Source organism: Xanthomonas axonopodis pv. maculifoliigardeniae (assembly GCF_041519315.1).
Classification (GTDB): domain Bacteria; phylum Pseudomonadota; class Gammaproteobacteria; order Xanthomonadales; family Xanthomonadaceae; genus Xanthomonas; species Xanthomonas euvesicatoria.
In genome coordinates, this window is the sequence record NZ_CP167998.1 from 4,205,712 (window position 1) to 4,224,090 (window position 18,379).

Here is an 18,379-nt window from a genome sequence, read left to right on the forward strand (position 1 = left end):
TGGAGCGCTGGACTTCGCGCGATCAGGAGGCTTTTAGCAAAAGCGCGTAGAAAAATCCGTCGCAGTGCGTCTCGCCTGGAAACCGCTGACGTCCGGCGCCGGCGGCATGCCCGAACTGCGCACCCAAGGGCTGCGCCTGTGCATCGGGAGTGCGCTGCAGGAATGCCTCGACCTGCGCCTGGTTCTCGCGCGCCAACAGCGAGCAGGTGGTGTACAGCAATTGTCCGCCCGGGCGCAGCGTGCGCCAGGTCGCATCCAGTAGCCGCGCCTGCAGCGCGCACAGCGCATCGATATCGTCGGCGCGCCGGTGCAGCAGCACATCCGGTTGACGACGCACCACGCCGGTGGCCGAACATGGCGCGTCCAGCAGCACCGCATCGAACGGCCGGCCGTCCCACCACGCGTCCGGATCGGCGGCGTCGGCCGCCTGCAATGCAACCTGCGCATCGGGGACTGTGCGCTGCAAGGTCTGCTGCACGCGCTCCAGGCGGCGCGCATCCACATCCAGCGCAGTGAGCTGCAAGCCGGGGTGGCGCTCCAGCAGATGCGCCGCCTTGCCGCCCGGCGCCGCGCAGGCATCGAGCACGCGTGCCGACGGCGCCAGGGTCAACGCATCGGCCACCTGCTGGGCAGAGCCGTCCTGCACCGAAACATCGCCTTCGGCAAAGCCCGGCAACTGGCTCACCGGCACGGCGTTGTGCAGGCGCACCGCATCCGGCAGTACCGCGTCGGTGTGCGCCACGATATCCAGTTCGGCCAGTCGCGCGACATACCTCGCAGGGTCGGTGCGCGAACGCTGCACGCGCAGCCACATCGGCGCCATCTGCGCACTGGCGGTAAAAATGGCTTCGGCACGATCGCCCCAGTCCGCGCGCAGCTGCTTGCGCAGCCACGACGGCCAACCGGCATCGTCGGCCACCGCCGGAAATCCTTCGCGCTGGGCGCGCCGCAAGATCGCGTTGACCATGCCGGCCTGACGGGGCCGGCCCAATGCGCGGCACGCATCCACCGTGGCCGATAACGCGGCGTGCGCGGGCAGCTGCAGCACGTCGAGTTGGGCGAAACCGACCATCAGCAGCGCCTTGAGTTCGGCATCGCGGGGCGGCAACGCACGTTCCAGCCATTGCCGCAACGCGATGTCATAGGCCGGGCGCCGGCGAATGACCGCAAAGCAGATCGCCTCCACCAGCGCACGATCGCGCGGATCGCCGATGCCGGGCAAGGTGGCGGCAAGTTCGGCCTTCAACGACCGGCCCTGATCGAACACCGCCGTCAGCACGCGTGCGGCGGCCAGGCGCGAGGCAACGCCGGCGGTTGCGGTATCGGCCGACATCAGCGCAGCGCCGGCAGGTCGCGTCGCGCGTTGAGGTAATCGGCGGCGGTGATCGCCTTGCCGCCCTCGCGCTGGAGCACGCGCACCCGCAGCGCACCCTCACCGCAGGCGATATCGATGCCCTGCTTGCTGGCCGCCAGCAGGGTGCCCGGGGGGTGTTGATGGGCCAGTTCAAGCGCCACCGCGCCATGCAGGCGCACGCGCTCGCCCGCCAGGATCGCCTCGGCCACCGGCCACGGGTTGAACGCCCGCACGCGCCGCGCCAGTTCCTGCGCCGGCTGCGCCCAATCCAGCCGCGCCTGCGCCTTGTCCAGCTTGTGCGCATAGGTCACCCCGTCGTCCGGCTGTGGTTGCGCCACCGGACGGATGCCGGCGCGCAACAGGCCCAGACCATCGGACAGCACTTGCGCGCCCAGCGCAGCCAGCCGGTCGTGCAGCTGCCCACCGGTTTCCTGCTCGCCAATTTCGATGCGCTGCGACAGCAGCACCGGGCCGGTGTCCAACCCGGCTTCCATCTGCATCAGGCACACCCCGGTCTCGGTGTCGCCGGCCTCGATCGCACGCTGGATCGGCGCGGCGCCACGCCAGCGCGGCAGCAACGAGGCATGCACGTTCCAGCAGCCGTGCGTCGGCGCGGCCAGCACTGCCTTTGGCAGGATCAACCCGTAAGCCACCACCACCATCAGGTCCGCATCCAGCTTGCGCAACGTCGCCAATGCTTCGGGCGAACGCAGCGTCTGCGGCTGGAACACCGGAATGCCGCGCACGATCGCCTCCAGCTTGACCGGCGAGGGCGTCAACCCGCGGCCACGCCCGGCGGGGCGATCCGGCTGCGTGTACACCGCCACCACCTCATGCCGCTGCGCGGCGGCGCGTAGCGACGGAACGGCAAAATCCGGCGTACCGGCGAAGATGATTCTCATAAGGCTGGGATTCGGGATTCGGGAGTAGGGATTCGCAACGGCAGGTGTGCTGGCCGGGGCGCGAATGGCGTGGAGCTGAGAGGTAGGAGCAGATTTGTGGGGGATTTGGAAACCTGGCGCCAGAACCGGCGTTGCCCGTCACCATCGAGCGCGAGGCGGGAATCGCAGCCGGCAATTCGATGCCTGCTACGGCAGTGCCTTATCCAATCCCGAATCCCGATCTTTGAGACCATCCGTCTACAGACGGGCCGGTATCGCGATGCGCGGGCAAAGCCCACGAGCCAGATCGCAGCAGACTTCGCATTCGAGGATTCGACACCAGCAGATTCAAAACACTGCAAAAACCCGCTTTTGCCAATCCAGAATCCGCAATTCCCAATCCCGGCCCTCAAGCCACATGCTTGCGCTGTTTGGCCAGCTTCTTGCGCACCATTTCGCGCTTGAGCGGCGAGAGATAATCCACGAACAGCTTGCCGTCCAGGTGGTCCATCTCGTGCTGGATGCACACGGCCAGCAGCCCGTCGGCCTGCAGTTCCTGCGCCTGGCCCTGGCGGTCGAGATAACGCACGGTAATCGCGTCGGCGCGGCTGACATCGGCATAGATGCCGGGCACCGACAGGCAGCCTTCCTGATACAGCTGCTCGCCCTGTTTGCTCACGATCTCGGGGTTGACGAACACCTGCGGCAGGTTTTTCTCGTCGCTGATGTCGATCACCATGAATCGCTTGTGCACGTCCACCTGACTGGCGGCCAGGCCAATGCCGGGCGCCTCGTACATGGTCTGGAACATGTCGTCCAGCAGCGTCTGGAACGCCTGGCTGGTGACCTCGGCAGCATCGACCGGCACCGCCTTGGTGCGCAGCCGCGGGTCGGGAAACTCAAGAATTGGGAGCAAAGCCATGGGGTTACCCGTCTGGAAACACCGGCGCGGCGCCGGCAAGACGCTGTCATTCTAGCGCAATGCTTGCGTGACGCCCCGGTTTCTAGACTATAGTGCGCAGACCTGTTGGGGAATCAGGCAAGAAGGCACCTATGTTGAACCGACTTCGTACGGTCGTCGCTGCGGCGATGCTGACCGTCGCGACCTACGCTGCCGCGCAAGCGGTGGGCGAGCATCCAGACACCTATGTGGTCCGCAAGGGCGATACCTTGTGGGACATCGCTGGGCGTTTCCTGCAAAAACCATGGCTGTGGCCGGAAATCTGGCAAGCCAATCCGCAGATTCAGAATCCGCACCTGATCTATCCGGGTGACGTGATCAGCCTGGCCTATCTGGACCGGGTCGGCAAAGGCACGATCCAGCCCGGCCCGCGCCAGGAAGCGCCGATCAACGCCATTCCGCTGGCCGACGTCGAGCCGTTCCTGAAGAACCTGCGCGTGGTCGACGACTTCGACCAGTTGCCGTATGTGGTGGGTCTGGAAGGCGGTCGCACGCGTGCCACCACCGGCCAGGTCGCCTACGTGGTCGGCCTGGAAAACGCGCAGCCGGGCCAGCGCTTCGCGGTGGTTCGCCCGACCGTGAAGTTCAGCCTGCCCAAGCACAACGAAGATCTGGACATGGCCGGCAACATCACCGCCGGCTCGGGCAACATCTGGAAGAACTTCATCGCGCCGAGCACGCGCCGCGAGTTCCTCGGCTACGAGATGGCGCAGGTCAATGTCGGCACCATCACCCGCAGCGCGGCAGGCGGCAACTCCAAGGCGGCGACCCTGCTGTTGCAGGACAGCGGCCGCGAAGTGCGCGCCGGCGATCGCATCGTTGCGGTCGAAGCGCAGCCGTACGATCTGCAGTTCATCCCGCATCCGCCGTCGGAACAGGCGCTGCAGACCGAACTGCGCGTGCTGGCCATCTCCGATGCCTTCACCGTCGGCGGCACGCGCGATGTGATCGCCATCTCCGGCGGCGCCCGCGAAGGCATCAACAACGGCACGGTGTTCTCGATCTGGCGCAAGGGCCGCACGGTCAGCGACCGCGTCAAGCACTCGCGCTTCTCGCGGACCGACGACGATTTCAGCGGCCCGTCCGGCTCCACCGTCGGCCTGCCCGACGAGTACGCCTCGCATGCGATGGTGTTCCGCACCTTCGACAAGGTCAGCTATGCGCTGGTGATGGAAAGCGTCAAGCCGACCGGCCTGGGCTATTTCGTCAAGCATCCTGACGCGCAATAAGCGAAAGATCCGATGCACCAACGCGACGGCGCCCGAGGGCGCCGTCGTCGTTTGCGGCCTAGCCTGGGTGTATGGCCCAAACCGCTCCCGACCTGCGCGCACTGCTCATCCTGCTGCTGGCAGGCGGCCGCAGCCCGCCGCGCCGAAAATTGCTGACCTCGTACGGGTCAGCGTCCGAAATGCTGGCAGCCGGGCCTGGGGCGTGGCGCGCCGCTGGTTGCGATGAGGTGCAGGCTGCGCTGCTGCAGGGCCCCGATCCACAGGCGCTGGAGGCCGGGCTGCGCTGGTGCGAACAGCCCGGCCACCACCTGATCGGCTGGTGCGATCCGGATTACCCGGCCCTGTTGCGGCATATCGCCAATCCGCCGATGGCCTTGTTCGTGGACGGCGACCCCAATGTCCTCTGGCACCCGGGCGTGGCGGTGGTCGGCAGCCGCTCGGCCACTGCCGGCGGCCGCGACCATACCCGCGCATTCGCCTCCAGCCTGGCCTGCGCCGGGCTGAGCATCGTCAGCGGCATGGCCGCCGGCGTGGATGCGATCGCACACGAGGCCGCATTGGCCCAGCACGACGGCATCACCGTGGCGGTGGTCGGCACAGGTGTCGATGTCGCCTATCCCGAGCGGCACCAAGGCTTGCGCGATCGCATCGCCGAACGCGGCGCGGTGGTCAGCGAATATCTGCCTGGCACTGCTCCGGTCGCGGCGCACTTTCCGGCCCGCAACCGGATCATTGCCGGGCTGGCACTGGGGACGCTGGTGGTCGAAGCGGCGATGCGTTCGGGCGCACTGATTACCGCCCGGCTGGCGGCCGAAGCAGGGCGCGAGGTGTTCGCCCTCCCCGGCTCGCTGCACAATCCGCTCGCGCGCGGCTGCCATCACCTGATCCGGCAGGGCGCCACGCTGGCGCAGGAGCCTGCACAGGTCATCGAAGGACTGGGCCAGCTGTCTGGCGAATTGGCCAGCGCCTTGCGCGAGCGCCTGGCCGCCCCCACTGAATTGCCCAGCAAGGCAACCACCAGTGCTGGCGCCGGTCCCGCCCGCTCCGATCCCGACTACCAGCGCTTGTGGCAAGCGCTGGGCCACGACCCAACCCCTATGGATTCATTGGTGCAGCGCACCGGATTGACGGCCGCCGCGCTGTCCTCCATGCTGCTCATCATGGAACTGGAGGGAGACGTGGTCACCGAGCACGGTCGCTATACCCGCAATCCTTAGTTTCTTCACCTCCACAGCGTCGCGCGACGCAGGCCGAGGGCAATGAAAGAGAGCATTCTCGATGTACTGCTGTACCTGTTTGAACATTACTTCAGCGAAGACGCGGACCTGGTCCGTGACCGTGACTCGCTTCAAAATGGCCTGATCCAGGCCGGTTTCAGTCCCGCAGAAATCAGCAAGGCCTTCGATTGGCTGGACGCGCTTTCCGAGCAGCGGCCCAGCGTCGCGCGGCCGCATGTCGATGGACCGGTGCGTATCTATCACGGGCCGGAGCTGGACAAGCTCGATGTCGACTGCCGCGGGTTTCTGCTGTTCCTCGAGCAACACCGCATTCTCGACGCCGACCAGCGCGAGTTGGTGCTGGACCGCGCCATGGCGCTGGATCAGGACGAACTGGATCTGGACGACCTCAAGTGGGTGGTGCTGATGGTGTTGTTCAACCAGCCCGGGGCGGAAGCGGCCTACGCCTGGATGGAAACCCAGATGTTCCTGGACGAGCCTGAACCCGTACACTGAGTGTTGAAGCCGCCACGGATGTGCGTGCAGGGGAACGGGGATGCGCAGTTGGTATTACGCCGATGGCCACCGCCATCGGCATGGTCCGGTGGCCGACGACGTCTTGCTGGGCCTGTATCGCGATCGCGTGATCGCCCTGGATACGCTGGTCTGGCGCGAAGGCCTGGACAACTGGTTGCCGCTGTCAGCGTGCGCCGACACCCTGGGCCCGCCAGTCTCCACGGATGTGCGTGCGGGCGCGGTTCCGCCGCCGTTGCCGCCTGCCGCGGCGCACATTCCGCCTGCCCAGTCGTCTGTCGCGCCACCAGTGCAGCCACGTCGCAATGGCCCCGGCTGGCCGCTGGTTGCAGTGCTGGGTGCGCTGGCCGGTGTTTTCGTGATGGTGGGCGTCATCGGCATCCTCGCTGCGATCGCGTTCCCGGCCTACAACGATTACCTGAGCCGCGCCAAGGTCGCCGAGGCGGTCGGCGAACTGGCCGCATTGAAGCCGCAGATCACCGGATTCCTGGCCAGTGAGGGCCGCTGCCCGGTCAATGACGACGCGGGGTTCAAGCCACCCGAGCAGTACGCGAGCGAGCGGCTGAGCAGCGTGCGCATCGGCCGTTTCGAGGGCAGCGAATGCGGCATCGAAGCCGTGCTCCATGCGCCCAAGTCGGCCCGAATCGACGGCAAGGCCGTGTGGCTGGAGCTGGATGCGGATGCCGGCAGCTGGCACTGCAGTTCCGAAATCGACGACACCCAACTTCCACCGGATTGCCGCGGCTGACTGCCTGCTGCATGCCGATCGCTACACGTTAAGGGGACAACATGACGCAGTGGTACTACGCCGACGCACAGCGGCAGCGCCAGGGGCCGGTGGACACGGACACGCTTCGCGCGCGCCTGTCGCAGGGCATCATCGACCGTTCCAGCCTGGTCTGGCGCGAAGGTCTGGCGCAGTGGGTGGCACTGCACGAGATCGAGGGCGAGCTGGGCTTGGACAGCGCGGCGGCGTCCGCGGCCCCGGAAGCCGGCGGGCAGATGCCGGCGGATGCGGCAAGCCATGCACCATTGTCGGCTGCGCATCCCGGCCACGACGCGCCGGCGACAGGTTCGCCCACCGCGACCCTGCCGATCGATGACCACGCCAGGGGGACATCGCACTGGCAACCGGCAGCTGCCGATGGCGGCATTGAGGGTGCGGGTGCAGGCACCAGCGCCAGCGATACCGGCGCGGCTGCCGGTGCCGATCACCGCCCGGCAATCGCCCCATTACACCGGCCACACGATCAATCCCCTTCATCAGACACCTCGGCATGGTCCAACACGCCGCTGGCGTCAGATCCAAGCCCGACCACGCCCTCGGGCACCACGTGGCCACCGGGTTACACCGCGGCAGCGGCGACCACGCCACCTCCAGGGGCCTGGGATGCCCCGGCCCTCGCCGCGCCCGCCGCAGACACGGCGCTGCAGGATGCGCCAGTGGTCTACGCCGGGCTCTGGCGGCGCGTGGCCGCCAGCATTCTCGATAGCCTGATCACCACCTTTGCGGTGTACCTGATCGTGATTCCGCTGGTGTTCGTGGTGGCGCTGGTCACCACGCGCGGCGATTCGGGTTCGGCGCTGGACGACGGCAGTGCGCTCGGCATCGCCATCGTGGTGATGTCCTACGGCATCGGCCTGGCCATCCCGACGCTGTATTTCGCCTGGATGCAGTCCAGCCGGCATCAGGCCAGCCTGGGCAAGCTCGCCTGCGGCATCAAGCTGGTGCGCGCCGACAGCAACGGCGGGCGGGTCGGATTCTGGCGCAATGTGCTGCGCTATCTGGCCTACATGCTGATCAGCGTGCTCACCCTGGGCATCGGCGTGATCGTGGCGGCCTTCATGGCCGGCATGACCGCGCGCAAGCAGGCTCCGCACGACAAGGTCTGCGACACCCTGGTGGTGGACCGTTGGGCATTCACCGAACATCCGGAGCGCCAATCCAGGGGTCTGGATACCGTGTCCATCGTGGTTCTGGCCATTTACGCGGTGATCCTGGTGCTCTCGGTGGTGGCCGTCGCCTTCATGCTGGCGGCGATCGGAATGAGCCAGCGCTAGCAATTCGCGGCGCCGGCCGCTTGACACGGCGGCGTCCGCCGTGATCTTTCTAATAAGAGAACTGAACGCCCGGGAGTCCTTCCCGGGCGTTAACGCGTGGGAAACGGTCGATCTGCTTCCCTCGACCGGCCAATTAGGCCACGCTACCCGCCCCCCGGGCTCCGCCCCAAGAAGTTGCCACCATGCCCAAGCACCTGCTCATCGTCGAATCGCCCGCCAAGGCCAAGACGATCAATAAATACCTCGGCAAGGACTTCACCGTCCTGGCCTCGTATGGGCACGTGCGCGACCTGGTCCCCAAGGAAGGCGCGGTTGATCCGGATAACGGCTTTGCGATGCGTTACGACCTGATCGAGAAGAACGAGAAGCACGTCGAAGCCATTGCGCGTGCCGCCAAGAGTGCCGACGACATCTTTCTGGCGACCGACCCGGACCGCGAGGGCGAGGCGATCAGCTGGCACATCGCCGAGATCCTGAAAGAGCGCGGCCTGCTCAAGGACAAGCCGATGCAGCGGGTGGTGTTCACCGAGATCACCCCGCGCGCGATCAAGGAGGCGATGGCCAAGCCACGCATGATCGCCGGCGACCTGGTGGATGCGCAGCAGGCGCGCCGCGCGCTCGATTACCTTGTCGGCTTCAACCTCTCGCCGGTGCTGTGGCGCAAGGTGCAGCGCGGCCTGTCCGCTGGCCGCGTGCAATCGCCGGCGCTGCGCATGATCGTCGAGCGCGAAGAAGAGATCGAAGCCTTTATCCCGCGCGAATACTGGTCCATCGACGCGCACTGTCGGCATCCCTCGCAGGCGTTCAATGCGCGGCTGATCAAGCTGGACGGGCAGAAGTTCGAGCAGTTCACCGTGACCGACGGCGACACCGCCGAGGCGGCGCGCCTGCGCATCCAGCAGGCCGCGCAAGGCGTGCTGCATGTCACCGACGTGGCCAGCAAGGAGCGTAAGCGCCGCCCCGCCCCGCCGTTCACCACCTCCACGCTGCAGCAGGAAGCCTCGCGCAAGCTCGGCTTCACCACCCGCAAGACCATGCAGGTGGCGCAGAAGTTGTACGAAGGCGTGGCACTCGGCGACGAAGGCTCGGTCGGTCTGATCAGCTACATGCGTACCGACTCGGTGAACCTGTCGCAGGACGCGCTGGCGGAAATCCGCGATGTGATCGCGCGCGATTTCGGCACCGCTTCGCTGCCCGACCAGCCCAACGCCTACACCACCAAGTCCAAGAACGCGCAGGAAGCCCACGAAGCGGTGCGCCCGACCTCCGCGCTGCGCACGCCTGCGCAAGTGGCGCGCTTCCTGTCCGAGGACGAGCGCCGCCTGTACGAGCTGATCTGGCGCCGCGCAGTGGCCTGCCAGATGATTCCGGCCACGCTCAATACGGTCAGCGTGGACCTGTCGGCCGGCAGCGAGCACGTGTTCCGCGCCAGCGGCACCACCGTGGTGGTCCCGGGCTTTCTGGCCGTGTACGAAGAAGGCAAGGACACCAAGAGCAGCGAGGACGAAGATGAGGGCCGCAAGCTGCCGCTGATGAAGGCCGGCGACAACGTCCCGCTGGACCGCATCGTCACCGATCAGCACTTCACCCAGCCGCCGCCGCGCTTCACCGAAGCGGCGCTGGTCAAGGCGCTGGAGGAATACGGCATCGGCCGTCCCTCCACCTATGCCTCGATCATCCAGACCCTGCAGTTCCGCAAATACGTCGAGATGGAAGGCCGCAGCTTCCGCCCCACCGACGTCGGCCGGGCGGTGTCCAAGTTCCTGTCCGGGCATTTCACCCGCTACGTCGATTACGACTTCACCGCCAATCTGGAAGACGATCTGGATGCGGTGTCGCGCGGCGAAGCCGAGTGGATCCCGTTGATGGAGAAGTTCTGGGGCCCGTTCAAGGAATTGGTCGAAGATAAGAAAGACTCGCTGGACAAGACCGATGCCGGCAGCGTGCGCGTGCTCGGCACCGACCCGAAAAGCGGCAAGGAAGTCAGCGCGCGCATCGGCCGCTTCGGCCCGATGGTGCAGATCGGCACGGTTGAAGACGAGGACAAGCCCACCTTCGCGTCGCTGCGTCCTGGCCAGAGCATCTATTCGATCTCGCTGGAAGACGCGCTGGAACTGTTCAAGATGCCGCGCCTGCTCGGCCAGGACCAGGACCAGGACGTCAGCGTGGGCATCGGCCGTTTCGGCCCGTTCGCGCGCCGCGGCAGCACCTATGCCTCGCTGAAGAAGGAAGACGACCCCTACACCATCGACCTGGCGCGCGCGGTCTTCCTGATCGAAGAGAAGGAAGAGATCGCACGCAACCGGGTGATCAAGGAATTCGACGGCAGCGACATCCAGGTACTCAACGGACGCTTCGGCCCGTACATCAGCGACGGCAAGCTCAATGGCAAGATCCCCAAGGATCGTGAGCCGGCGTCGTTGACGTTCGAAGAAGTGCAGCAGCTGCTGGCCGACACCGGCAAGCCCGTGCGCAAGGGCTTTGGCGCCAAGAAGGCCACCCTGAAGAAGAATACGGTCAAGGATTCGGCGCCGAAGAAGCCTGCCGTCAAGAAGACCGCGACCAAGACCGCGGCCAGCAAGACCGCTGTCAAGAAGGCGCCGGCCAAGAAGACCGCTGCCAAAACGGCCGCCAAGCGCGTGGTCAAGAAAACCGTGAGCAAGGCCGCAGGCTGAGAGGCGCAGCATGACCGACACACTCGACCTGGATCGCGCCGTCGCCACACTGACGCAGGGCGGCGTGATCGCCTACCCGACCGAAGCGGTGTGGGGACTGGGATGCGACCCGCGCCAGGAGGCGGCCGTACTGCGGCTGCTGGAGATCAAGCGGCGCCCGGTGGAGAAAGGCGTGATCGTGGTGGCGTCGAGTGTGGACCTGCTGCGCGACTGGGTCGACATCGACGCACTGGAGCCGGCACGCCGGCAGGACGTGCTGGCCAGCTGGCCCGGCCCGCACACCTGGATCCTGCCGGTCACCGCTCGGGCGCCGCGCTGGGTCACCGGCGAACATGACGGGCTAGCGGTACGCATCAGCGCGCATCCCGTGGTGGCAGCGCTGTGCGCGGCCTGGGGGGCGCCGCTGGTGTCGACCAGCGCCAACCTGGCCGGCGAGCCGCCGGCGCGCAGCCGCGCCGCCCTGGATCCGGCATTGCTGGCGACGATCGACGGCGTGGTGGATGGCGAGACCGGCGCCCTGGCGCAGCCGACCCAGATCCGCGACGCACGCAGCGGGCAGATCCTGCGCGACTGAGTGCGGCCGAGAAACGGCCGCGCAGCCATGAGGCGCGCGCGGCGGGTCCATTGGTCGTCTATCCCCACGCCGAATGTTCCGGGCCGTCGCCCTTGGCGGCCTACCCGGCCACTGCTGGCATTCCGGAAGCAGGCCGCAGCCATCCGGCGCGTTGTCGCCTCACCCCTGCACAGCGTTCGTTCAGCCGCACCCCCTTTGCGGCGGCCGCACAGACGCGCACACTGCAGCCATGCGTACCGTCCTGACTCTTCTGCTGCTCGCCGCGGCGCTGCCGGCGTCGGCCGCCACCACCGCGAGCAAACCCGACCCGAATGTGCGGGTCTATCGCTGCGTGAGCAGCACCGGCACTGTCGCCCTGCAGGATGCACCCTGCAGCAGCGGTCGCCAGCAGGTGCTGGATCTGCAACGGCCGCAAGACCCGCCGCCGCGTCCAGCGCGCGTGGAGCCGCCGGCACCGGTCGCCGCAGCGCCCACGCATGAGGTCCGCATCGTTACCGTGCAACCGCCACAGCCGATGTACGAGTGCACCACCGAAGACGGCAACCGCTACACAAGCGACAGCCCGGAAGGCAATCCGCGCTGGGTGCCGACCTGGGGGCCCGCCTATGTGGGCAACACCATTGCTCCCCCGGTCCGCGGCGGTGGCGGCATCCAGCGTCCACCGATCTCGGTGAGCCCGCGTCCGACGATCTCGGTGCAGGGTGGCTCCGGACGAGGAAGCGTCCGCGGCAGCGCAAGCTTCGGCGTAGATAGCTACCAAAGCGGCTATCAGGGCGGTTACAACGGCGGCGGATACGGCGGCACGGTCATCGTGCCGTACGGCAACGTGCAGATCCGCGACGAATGCCACGCCCTGCCCGCACAGGAAGTCTGCGCGCGGCTGGCCGACCGCCGTTGGGAGCTGATCCGCCGCTACAACAGCGCGCTGCAGAGCGAGCGCGAGGATCTCAGCCGCGAACAGCGCGGCATCGAGGCACGCCAGCAACGCGACTGCGGCGGCGCATGAGGCGCTGGCCGTTATTGGGCGCAATGACGCTCAGCATGATGGCGCTCGGTTCGCTGGCCGGCGCGCAGGAAGTGGCCATCTATCGCTGTACCGATCCGACTGGCGCACTGACGGTGCAGAACATGCCGTGCCCAAAGGGCATGCAACAACAGAAGAAGCTGATGACCGCACCGGCGGCGGTGCCATTCGCGCCCGGCGGCGCTACCAACCCAGCGCCTGCACCTGCGATGCCAGCGGCGCAACCACGGGCTGCTGCGCAGGCGGCTGCATCGGCACCCGCCGCACCGGCCACGCCCGCCGCACCGCCAGCACCGACGGTTACCTCGACATCGACCCTGCCACCGCCGCCGCTGTTCGAGTGCACCGCACACGACAACGGACGTTACTTTACCGAAGACCGCGAACCGGCCACGCGCTGCCTGCCGATGCAGACCACCAACCTGGCCGGCGGCCCGGCCACCGGGGGCGGCAGCGCCTGCGAGGTGGTCACCGACCGCTGCGCGCCGGTGCCGGACCAGAGCCTGTGCGAGGCTTGGCGCAAACGCGCCGAGCAGGCCGAATCCACCTGGCGCTTCTCCGATGACGCGCAGTCGGCCGAACGCAAACAACGCTATGAGCAGATGCGCCGGGTTCTCGACGAGAGCCGTTGCGCCAATCCGGCCGCCACGCCCTGAGCACGCCTGTCGTGCGATGAGCCAACGGGTCTGGACGGTTGGCGGGCAATCGCCATTTGGCTGAAAGACGACGCGCAGCATGGGCGGGTGCATGAGCATGGTGCATGAACATGCCGGCTCTGCGTCCATGCGCATCCACTCGGAACCAGGCGGTATGTGCCGCCTGCGCTAGAACCCGTAGCGCAAGAAGCCGCCGTCCACCGCGATGCATTCGCCGGTGATGTAACTGGCAGCCGGCAGACACAAAAAACCCACCGCCGCGGCAACTTCTTCCGGTTCGCCAATGCGGCGCATCGGCGTGCGTTCGATGACCTGTTCGTAGTAGTCCGGATCCGACAACGGACCGGAGGTGCGGCGGGTACGGATGTACCACGGCGCCACCGCGTTGACGCGGATGCCGTCTTCGGCCCACTCCACCGCCAGGTTGCGCGTCATTTGCTGCAACGCCGCCTTGGTCATGCCGTACGGCGCGCCGCTGCGCACATGGGTGATGCCCGAGACGCTGCCGACGTTGACGATGGCCGAGGCTGCGTGTTGCGCCAACAACGGGTGCGCATAACGCGACAGTTCGAATGCGGAAAACACATTGGTTTCGAAGATGCCGCGCCACTCGTCTTCGGTGTAATCGATCGCGGCGCGGGTCACGTTGCCGCCGGCGTTGTTGATCAGCAGATGCAGGCCGTCGGCGTGGTCTTCCACCCAATCCAGGATCGCGCGGCGCTCTTCATCGTCGGAGACATCGGCGGCCAGCCCGTGCAGTTCGCGCTCGGGAAACTCGTCGGCAAGCTCATCGCGCGCCTGCGCCAGGGCATCGGCATCGCGCGCCACCATCAGCAGGTCGGCACCGAAGCCGAGCAGCTCGCGCGCGATGGCAAGACCAATCCCGGCACTGGCGCCGGTGATGAGGGCGGTCTGTCCATCCAGCCGCCAACGGTGCGTTGTCACGTGGTAATCCTCTTCAAAGCGCAGGAAACGGCCGCTGCAACGCAGTTGACGCGCATGCGTGGCCCGGGCGTTAGAGCGTGGTATGCACGTTGAGATGAGATGCGTTGGCCGTCAGCGGTGCGGAGCGGGTGCTGCGTGGCGCCGGCTTGGCTGGCGCCAAGGCAAGCCGCGCGGCGCCGCTCCGTGCCGCTGGCGGCCAACCCGCCGGGAAGCGTCCTGTGGCGCACCGATACCGCTTTGCGCGCCTTGTCGCGACGCGCCAGGACGCTTCGCACTCACCTCAACGTACATAACACGCTCTAGGATAACGCCACCCCAAGCGAGGTCACGACGATGAAGATGCATTGGATGCTTGCGGTTGGTCTGGCGTTGTCGCTGGGCGCCTGTCAGCGGCCGCAGCCCGCGCCCACCGATCAGAAGCCCGATCCGCAAGCCACCGCCTTGCGCGACCACATCCAGCAACCGTTGAACAAGGCGCACGCGGTGCAGGCCGCAACCGACCAGGCGGCCGACGATCAGCGCAAGGCGATCGATGCCGCCACGCAGTAGCGAAACCTCGGCAACCGGTGAACTGGCGCCCTGAAGCGCCTGCAGTTGGTGCCAATCAGCGCACGGATGTGCCAATAGCCACCGGTGAACGCCTGCCAAGGCCGTAACTGCACTCAGCACGACATGCGCGATACGAGTGGCCGATGGTTGCGCGCTCGACGATTGCTGCGTGGGTCTTGCCGCCTGCTTCGTTCGTTCGGCCGTTCAAATCACCGCATCATCCGCGCGCACACAACAACGCCGGCACATGGCCGGCGTTGTCGATGCCTCAAGTGCGCACTGAGCGCAACGCGTCAGAACCCGCAGAAGCAGTAGGCCAGCGACTTGACCGGCGTGCCGCCTGCCTTGCTGTCGTGCACGGCGCTTTCGACAAAGCGCAGCTGCGTATCCACTTCCGGCAACGAGCGGGCCAGCAGCGCGCGCGCCATGCCCGAGTCGCCCAGCATCCAGGCGCCCATGCGGCTGCCGGCAAACCCGCTCATGAACTGCGAGAACGGCGTGGCCGGCTTTTCCACATAGCGCACGCGGAACTTGCCGCGGCTCAGCTTGGCGCGGTCGGCCGCATCGGCCACCGCTTCGGACATGCCGCCGAACGCATCCACCAATCCACGCTCCTTGGCCTGCGCGCCGCTCCACACACGGCCACGCGCCACCTTGTCGATCGCCTCCACCGACTGGTGACGCGCCTGCGCCACCTTGCCGGTGAAGTCGGCGTAGCCCTTGTTGATCACCGCCTGGATGACCTGGCCGGCAGCCGGATCCAGCGGACGGGTGATGTCGAACGCACCGGCGAACCGCGTGGTGGCCACGCCGTCGGTGTGCACGCCGATCTTGTCCAGCGCGCGGGTCAGGTTCGGCACCATGCCGAAGATGCCGATGGAGCCGCTGATGGTCGACGGGTCGGCGTAGATGCGATCGGCATTCATGCTGATCCAGTAACCGCCGGACGCGGCCAGATCGCCCATCGACACCACCACCGGCTTGCCGGCCTGCTTGAGCGCAACCACTTCGCGGCGGATCTGCTCGGAGGCGAAGACTTCGCCACCGGGCGAATCCACGCGCAGCACCACCGCCTTCACTTCCTCGTCGTCGCGCGCCTGGCGCAACAGCGCCGCCGTGGACTCGCCACCGATGCGTCCGGCCGGCTGTTCGCCACCGCTGATCTCGCCCGCCGCCACGACCACCGCCACCTGCGGGCGACTGTCCATCGGCGAACGCTGCGCCTGCAGCTGGCTCAGATAATCGTTGAACCCGATATTGCGGAAACCGCTGTCGGCATCGCTGTCGGCCACACCGCGCTTGACCAGCAGCGCATCGACTTCTTCGCGCGTCTTGAGCCCGTCCACCAGCTTCTGTTGCAGCGCGAACTTGGCCAGGTCGCCACCGGCGGCGGCCACGCCTTCGGGCAGCGTGTCGATGCCGGCAGCCAGCTGCGCCGGGCTCAGCTTGCGCGCGGTGCCCACGTCGGCCAGATAGCGCTGCCACACATCGTTCATCCAGAACAAATCCGCTTCCTTGGCATCGGCCGAGGCCGCGTCCAGGATGTACGGCTCGGCTGCAGACTTGTACTCGCCGACGCGGAACAGATGCACGTCCACGCCGAGCTTGTCCTGCAGGCCTTCGCGGAAGTACTGGCGATAGCGGCCAAGGCCTTCCAGCAACACGCTGCCCATCGGGTCCAGATACACCTCGTTGGCCTGTGCGGCGAGCAGGTACTGGCCCTGGCTCATGCTCTCGCTGAAGGCCACGATCTGCTTGCCGGAGGCGCGCAACTTCTGCAATGCGACGGCCACTTCGCGTTGGGAAGCAAATCCGGACGGTTGCAGCTTGTCCAGGTTCAACAGCACGCGCTCGATCTTGCGGTCCTTGCCCGCCGCCTCGATCACGCGCACCAGGTCGCGCAGTTGCACTTCTTCGGCGCTCTTGTCGCCGACCGCCTTGGCCAGCGACCGGCTGACCGGGTCTGCACTGAATTGTTCGACCAGCGTACCTTCCGGGTTGATCACCAGGGTGGTGCGCTCGGCCAACGGCTTGGTGCCATCGCCACGCGCCAGCGCCACCACGAACACCAGCAACAGCAGGAACAGGAACCCGAAGAACACCAGGTTGAAAATCAGGCGCCGGGTGAAATTCATCACATCCCACAGGCCGACGAAGAAGCTGGCGATGGGATTGCGACGCACGGGGTGGTTCATGGAAAGCTCCGTCGAAAGACGCTGCATACAGATCGATGGTGCCCAGCATACCGGCTGCGCAGCGCGCGCGGCATGCGCTGGAAGTCAGGGTGTCACGGTGGCGGTCAGCCGCCGGCTGGTCTGGCGGAAGCGCAGCCCCATCAGGATCGAGGCCACCGTCAGGCCCAGGATCAGGCCCACCCACATGCCCTTCGGTCCCCAGCCCAGCCCCAGGCCGAGCCCGGCGCCGATCGGCATGCCCACGCCCCAGTACGAAAACATCGCCAGGAACATCGGCACGCGGGTGTCCTTGAGCCCGCGCAGCGCGCCGGCCGACAGCACCTGGATGCCGTCGGGAAACTGGAACGTGGCGGCAAACAGCAGCAACACCGACGCCAGCGCGGCCACGGCCACGTCGTCGGTATAGACGCCGACGATGGCATCGTGGCCCAGCAACAGTGCGCTGGCCGACAGCGCTTGGGTGCCCAGCACGATCGCATAGCCGGCCCAGGCCGCGCGCCGCATCGCCAGCGGGTCGCCGCGGCCCACTGCGTGGCCCACGCGCACGGTGGTGGCCTCGGCCACGCCCATTGGGATCATGAAACACAACTGCGCGACGTTGATCGCGATCTGGTGCGCGGCCGCTTCGGTGGAGCCCAGCCGGCCGATCAACAACGCAGTGACGATGAACAACCCGCCTTCCATCAACACGGTGATGCCGATCGGCAAGCCGGTGCGTAGCAACTCGCCGATGGCGCGCCAGCGCGGTCCTTCCAGATGGGCGAACAAGTGCAGATGCGCAAACCGCCGTGCGCGCCACAGATACAGCGCAAACACGCTCGCCTGCACCCACATGGTGATGGCCGAGGCGATGCCCAGACCTTCGGCGCCGTGTTCGGCGAAGCCGAACTTGCCATAGGTCAGCGCATAGCCCACCGGTGCCAGCACCAGCAGGCCGCCAAAGCCCAGCAGCATGGTCGGCAGCGTCCAGTGCATGCCCTCGCTGAGATAGCGCATGCAGAAGTAGAAGGTCAGCGCCGGCACGCCCCAGCGCACCGCGTGCAGGAACGCGGTGGCGCCGGGCACGATGTCCGCTGCAATCCCGAAGGTGGGCAGCAACGGCGGCACCACGCTCAGGAACACGAACATCAGCGCACTCAGCCCCAGCGACAGCCACAGCGCCTGCCGGAACAGCGGCCCGATCTCGCGCTCGCGGCCGGCGCCGAGCAATTGCGAGACCGAGGCAGTCAACGAGATCAAGGTGCCGATCGGCACCAGCATCGGCAGCCACAGCAGCGAGGTGCCGATGGTGACTGCAGCCAGCGTGGCAGTACCGTGGTGGCCGGCGATGACGTTGTCGACAAAACCGATCAGGCCGGTGGAAACGTGGCCGAGCACCAGCGGCAACGCAAGCAGGCCGGTGGTGCGCACTTCCGAGGCGAAGCCTGGCGTCGCGGACGGGGGTGCAGAAGAAACAGACATGACAACCGATCGCTGCGCGGACTACGGCCGTGCCGGGAGGCGCTGGCACCGGGTCGCGCGGGC

The 18,379-nt window shown here is 67.0% G+C and carries 16 protein-coding genes; 10 read left to right on the forward strand and 6 right to left on the reverse strand.

What is annotated here, in order from left to right; translation table 11 throughout:
• Positions 1-22: 22 nt before the first annotated feature.
• From rsmB to def, 3 genes are all read right to left on the reverse strand, one after another.
• Positions 23-1,333: a 16S rRNA (cytosine(967)-C(5))-methyltransferase RsmB gene (gene rsmB, locus ACDH77_RS17925; RefSeq protein WP_008572819.1), complete on the reverse strand. Its 1,311-nt coding sequence runs from the start codon at positions 1,331-1,333 to the stop codon at positions 23-25.
• The gene (gene fmt, locus ACDH77_RS17930) at positions 1,333-2,256 is read right to left on the reverse strand and encodes a methionyl-tRNA formyltransferase (protein ID WP_372353574.1); all 924 of its coding nucleotides are present in this window, start codon (positions 2,254-2,256) and stop codon (positions 1,333-1,335) included. Before fmt ends, rsmB begins: the two co-directional genes overlap by 1 nt.
• A gap of 388 nt (positions 2,257-2,644) precedes the next feature.
• Positions 2,645-3,157: a peptide deformylase gene (def, locus tag ACDH77_RS17935; protein ID WP_008572823.1), complete on the reverse strand. Its 513-nt coding sequence runs from the start codon at positions 3,155-3,157 to the stop codon at positions 2,645-2,647.
• Between the two features lie 131 nt (positions 3,158-3,288).
• On the opposite strand from def, the gene ACDH77_RS17940 reads away from it, so the two are divergent.
• The 9 genes from ACDH77_RS17940 to ACDH77_RS17980 all read left to right on the forward strand — a co-directional run bounded on the left by ACDH77_RS17940 (position 3,289) and on the right by ACDH77_RS17980 (position 13,166).
• On the forward strand, positions 3,289-4,425 hold the full coding sequence (locus ACDH77_RS17940) for a LysM peptidoglycan-binding domain-containing protein (RefSeq protein WP_017157054.1): 1,137 nt from the start codon (positions 3,289-3,291) through the stop codon (positions 4,423-4,425).
• A 71-nt stretch (positions 4,426-4,496) separates the two neighbouring features.
• Entirely contained in the window at positions 4,497-5,642 is a 1,146-nt protein-coding gene (gene dprA / locus ACDH77_RS17945) for a DNA-processing protein DprA (RefSeq protein ID WP_014091219.1), read from the forward strand.
• Between the two features lie 42 nt (positions 5,643-5,684).
• Positions 5,685-6,158 (forward strand): DUF494 family protein, encoded by a 474-nt coding sequence (locus ACDH77_RS17950; protein WP_003484452.1) that lies wholly within the window; start codon positions 5,685-5,687, stop codon positions 6,156-6,158.
• Between the two features lie 40 nt (positions 6,159-6,198).
• Complete coding sequence (locus ACDH77_RS17955) at positions 6,199-6,924, forward strand: pilin (protein ID WP_011348786.1); 726 nt, start codon at positions 6,199-6,201, stop codon at positions 6,922-6,924.
• A 41-nt stretch (positions 6,925-6,965) separates the two neighbouring features.
• Positions 6,966-8,237 (forward strand): RDD family protein, encoded by a 1,272-nt coding sequence (locus ACDH77_RS17960; RefSeq protein WP_372353575.1) that lies wholly within the window; start codon positions 6,966-6,968, stop codon positions 8,235-8,237.
• Between the two features lie 182 nt (positions 8,238-8,419).
• Entirely contained in the window at positions 8,420-10,912 is a 2,493-nt protein-coding gene (locus ACDH77_RS17965) for a DNA topoisomerase I (RefSeq protein WP_011348788.1), read from the forward strand.
• Between the two features lie 10 nt (positions 10,913-10,922).
• Positions 10,923-11,486 carry a Sua5/YciO/YrdC/YwlC family protein gene (locus tag ACDH77_RS17970; protein ID WP_008572029.1) on the forward strand — a complete coding sequence of 188 codons (564 nt, stop codon included), beginning with the start codon at positions 10,923-10,925 and terminating at the stop codon, positions 11,484-11,486.
• A gap of 229 nt (positions 11,487-11,715) precedes the next feature.
• Positions 11,716-12,492, forward strand: a complete 777-nt coding sequence (locus ACDH77_RS17975; protein ID WP_031425086.1) for a hypothetical protein — start codon at positions 11,716-11,718, stop codon at positions 12,490-12,492.
• 23 nt (positions 12,493-12,515) lie between these two features.
• Positions 12,516-13,166 carry a DUF4124 domain-containing protein gene (locus ACDH77_RS17980; protein ID WP_005911401.1) on the forward strand — a complete coding sequence of 217 codons (651 nt, stop codon included), beginning with the start codon at positions 12,516-12,518 and terminating at the stop codon, positions 13,164-13,166.
• A 168-nt stretch (positions 13,167-13,334) separates the two neighbouring features.
• Here the strand turns inward: ACDH77_RS17980 and ACDH77_RS17985 are convergent, their stop codons facing one another.
• Entirely contained in the window at positions 13,335-14,111 is a 777-nt protein-coding gene (locus tag ACDH77_RS17985) for an SDR family oxidoreductase (protein WP_005911403.1), read from the reverse strand.
• A gap of 333 nt (positions 14,112-14,444) precedes the next feature.
• Here ACDH77_RS17985 and ACDH77_RS17990 point away from each other — a divergent pair, with 333 nt between their 5' ends.
• Positions 14,445-14,660, forward strand: coding sequence for a hypothetical protein (locus ACDH77_RS17990; RefSeq protein ID WP_003484467.1), 216 nt, complete (start codon positions 14,445-14,447; stop codon positions 14,658-14,660).
• 293 nt (positions 14,661-14,953) lie between these two features.
• Here the strand turns inward: ACDH77_RS17990 and sppA are convergent, their stop codons facing one another.
• Together sppA and ACDH77_RS18000 are read right to left on the reverse strand one after the other, a co-directional pair.
• Positions 14,954-16,855, reverse strand: a complete 1,902-nt coding sequence (sppA, locus tag ACDH77_RS17995; RefSeq protein WP_014091225.1) for a signal peptide peptidase SppA — start codon at positions 16,853-16,855, stop codon at positions 14,954-14,956.
• An 84-nt stretch (positions 16,856-16,939) separates the two neighbouring features.
• Positions 16,940-18,316: an MATE family efflux transporter gene (locus tag ACDH77_RS18000; RefSeq protein WP_029820482.1), complete on the reverse strand. Its 1,377-nt coding sequence runs from the start codon at positions 18,314-18,316 to the stop codon at positions 16,940-16,942.
• Positions 18,317-18,379: the final 63 nt, after the last annotated feature.

What these genes read in the sequence shown, in the direction of transcription:
- ACDH77_RS17960 (WP_372353575.1), top strand. Translation starts at nt 6,966, where the DNA reads ATGACGCAGTGGTACTACGCCGACGCACAGCGGCAGCGCCAGGGGCCG.
- fmt (WP_372353574.1), bottom strand. Translation starts at nt 2,256, where the DNA reads ATGAGAATCATCTTCGCCGGTACGCCGGATTTTGCCGTTCCGTCGCTA.
- ACDH77_RS18000 (WP_029820482.1), bottom strand. Translation starts at nt 18,316, where the DNA reads ATGTCTGTTTCTTCTGCACCCCCGTCCGCGACGCCAGGCTTCGCCTCG.
- dprA (WP_014091219.1), top strand. Translation starts at nt 4,497, where the DNA reads ATGGCCCAAACCGCTCCCGACCTGCGCGCACTGCTCATCCTGCTGCTG.
- ACDH77_RS17940 (WP_017157054.1), top strand. Translation starts at nt 3,289, where the DNA reads ATGTTGAACCGACTTCGTACGGTCGTCGCTGCGGCGATGCTGACCGTC.
- rsmB (WP_008572819.1), bottom strand. Translation starts at nt 1,333, where the DNA reads ATGTCGGCCGATACCGCAACCGCCGGCGTTGCCTCGCGCCTGGCCGCC.
- ACDH77_RS17990 (WP_003484467.1), top strand. Translation starts at nt 14,445, where the DNA reads ATGAAGATGCATTGGATGCTTGCGGTTGGTCTGGCGTTGTCGCTGGGC.
- ACDH77_RS17955 (WP_011348786.1), top strand. Translation starts at nt 6,199, where the DNA reads ATGCGCAGTTGGTATTACGCCGATGGCCACCGCCATCGGCATGGTCCG.
- ACDH77_RS17965 (WP_011348788.1), top strand. Translation starts at nt 8,420, where the DNA reads ATGCCCAAGCACCTGCTCATCGTCGAATCGCCCGCCAAGGCCAAGACG.
- ACDH77_RS17950 (WP_003484452.1), top strand. Translation starts at nt 5,685, where the DNA reads ATGAAAGAGAGCATTCTCGATGTACTGCTGTACCTGTTTGAACATTAC.
- sppA (WP_014091225.1), bottom strand. Translation starts at nt 16,855, where the DNA reads ATGAACCACCCCGTGCGTCGCAATCCCATCGCCAGCTTCTTCGTCGGC.
- ACDH77_RS17975 (WP_031425086.1), top strand. Translation starts at nt 11,716, where the DNA reads ATGCGTACCGTCCTGACTCTTCTGCTGCTCGCCGCGGCGCTGCCGGCG.
- ACDH77_RS17980 (WP_005911401.1), top strand. Translation starts at nt 12,516, where the DNA reads ATGACGCTCAGCATGATGGCGCTCGGTTCGCTGGCCGGCGCGCAGGAA.
- ACDH77_RS17970 (WP_008572029.1), top strand. Translation starts at nt 10,923, where the DNA reads ATGACCGACACACTCGACCTGGATCGCGCCGTCGCCACACTGACGCAG.
- def (WP_008572823.1), bottom strand. Translation starts at nt 3,157, where the DNA reads ATGGCTTTGCTCCCAATTCTTGAGTTTCCCGACCCGCGGCTGCGCACC.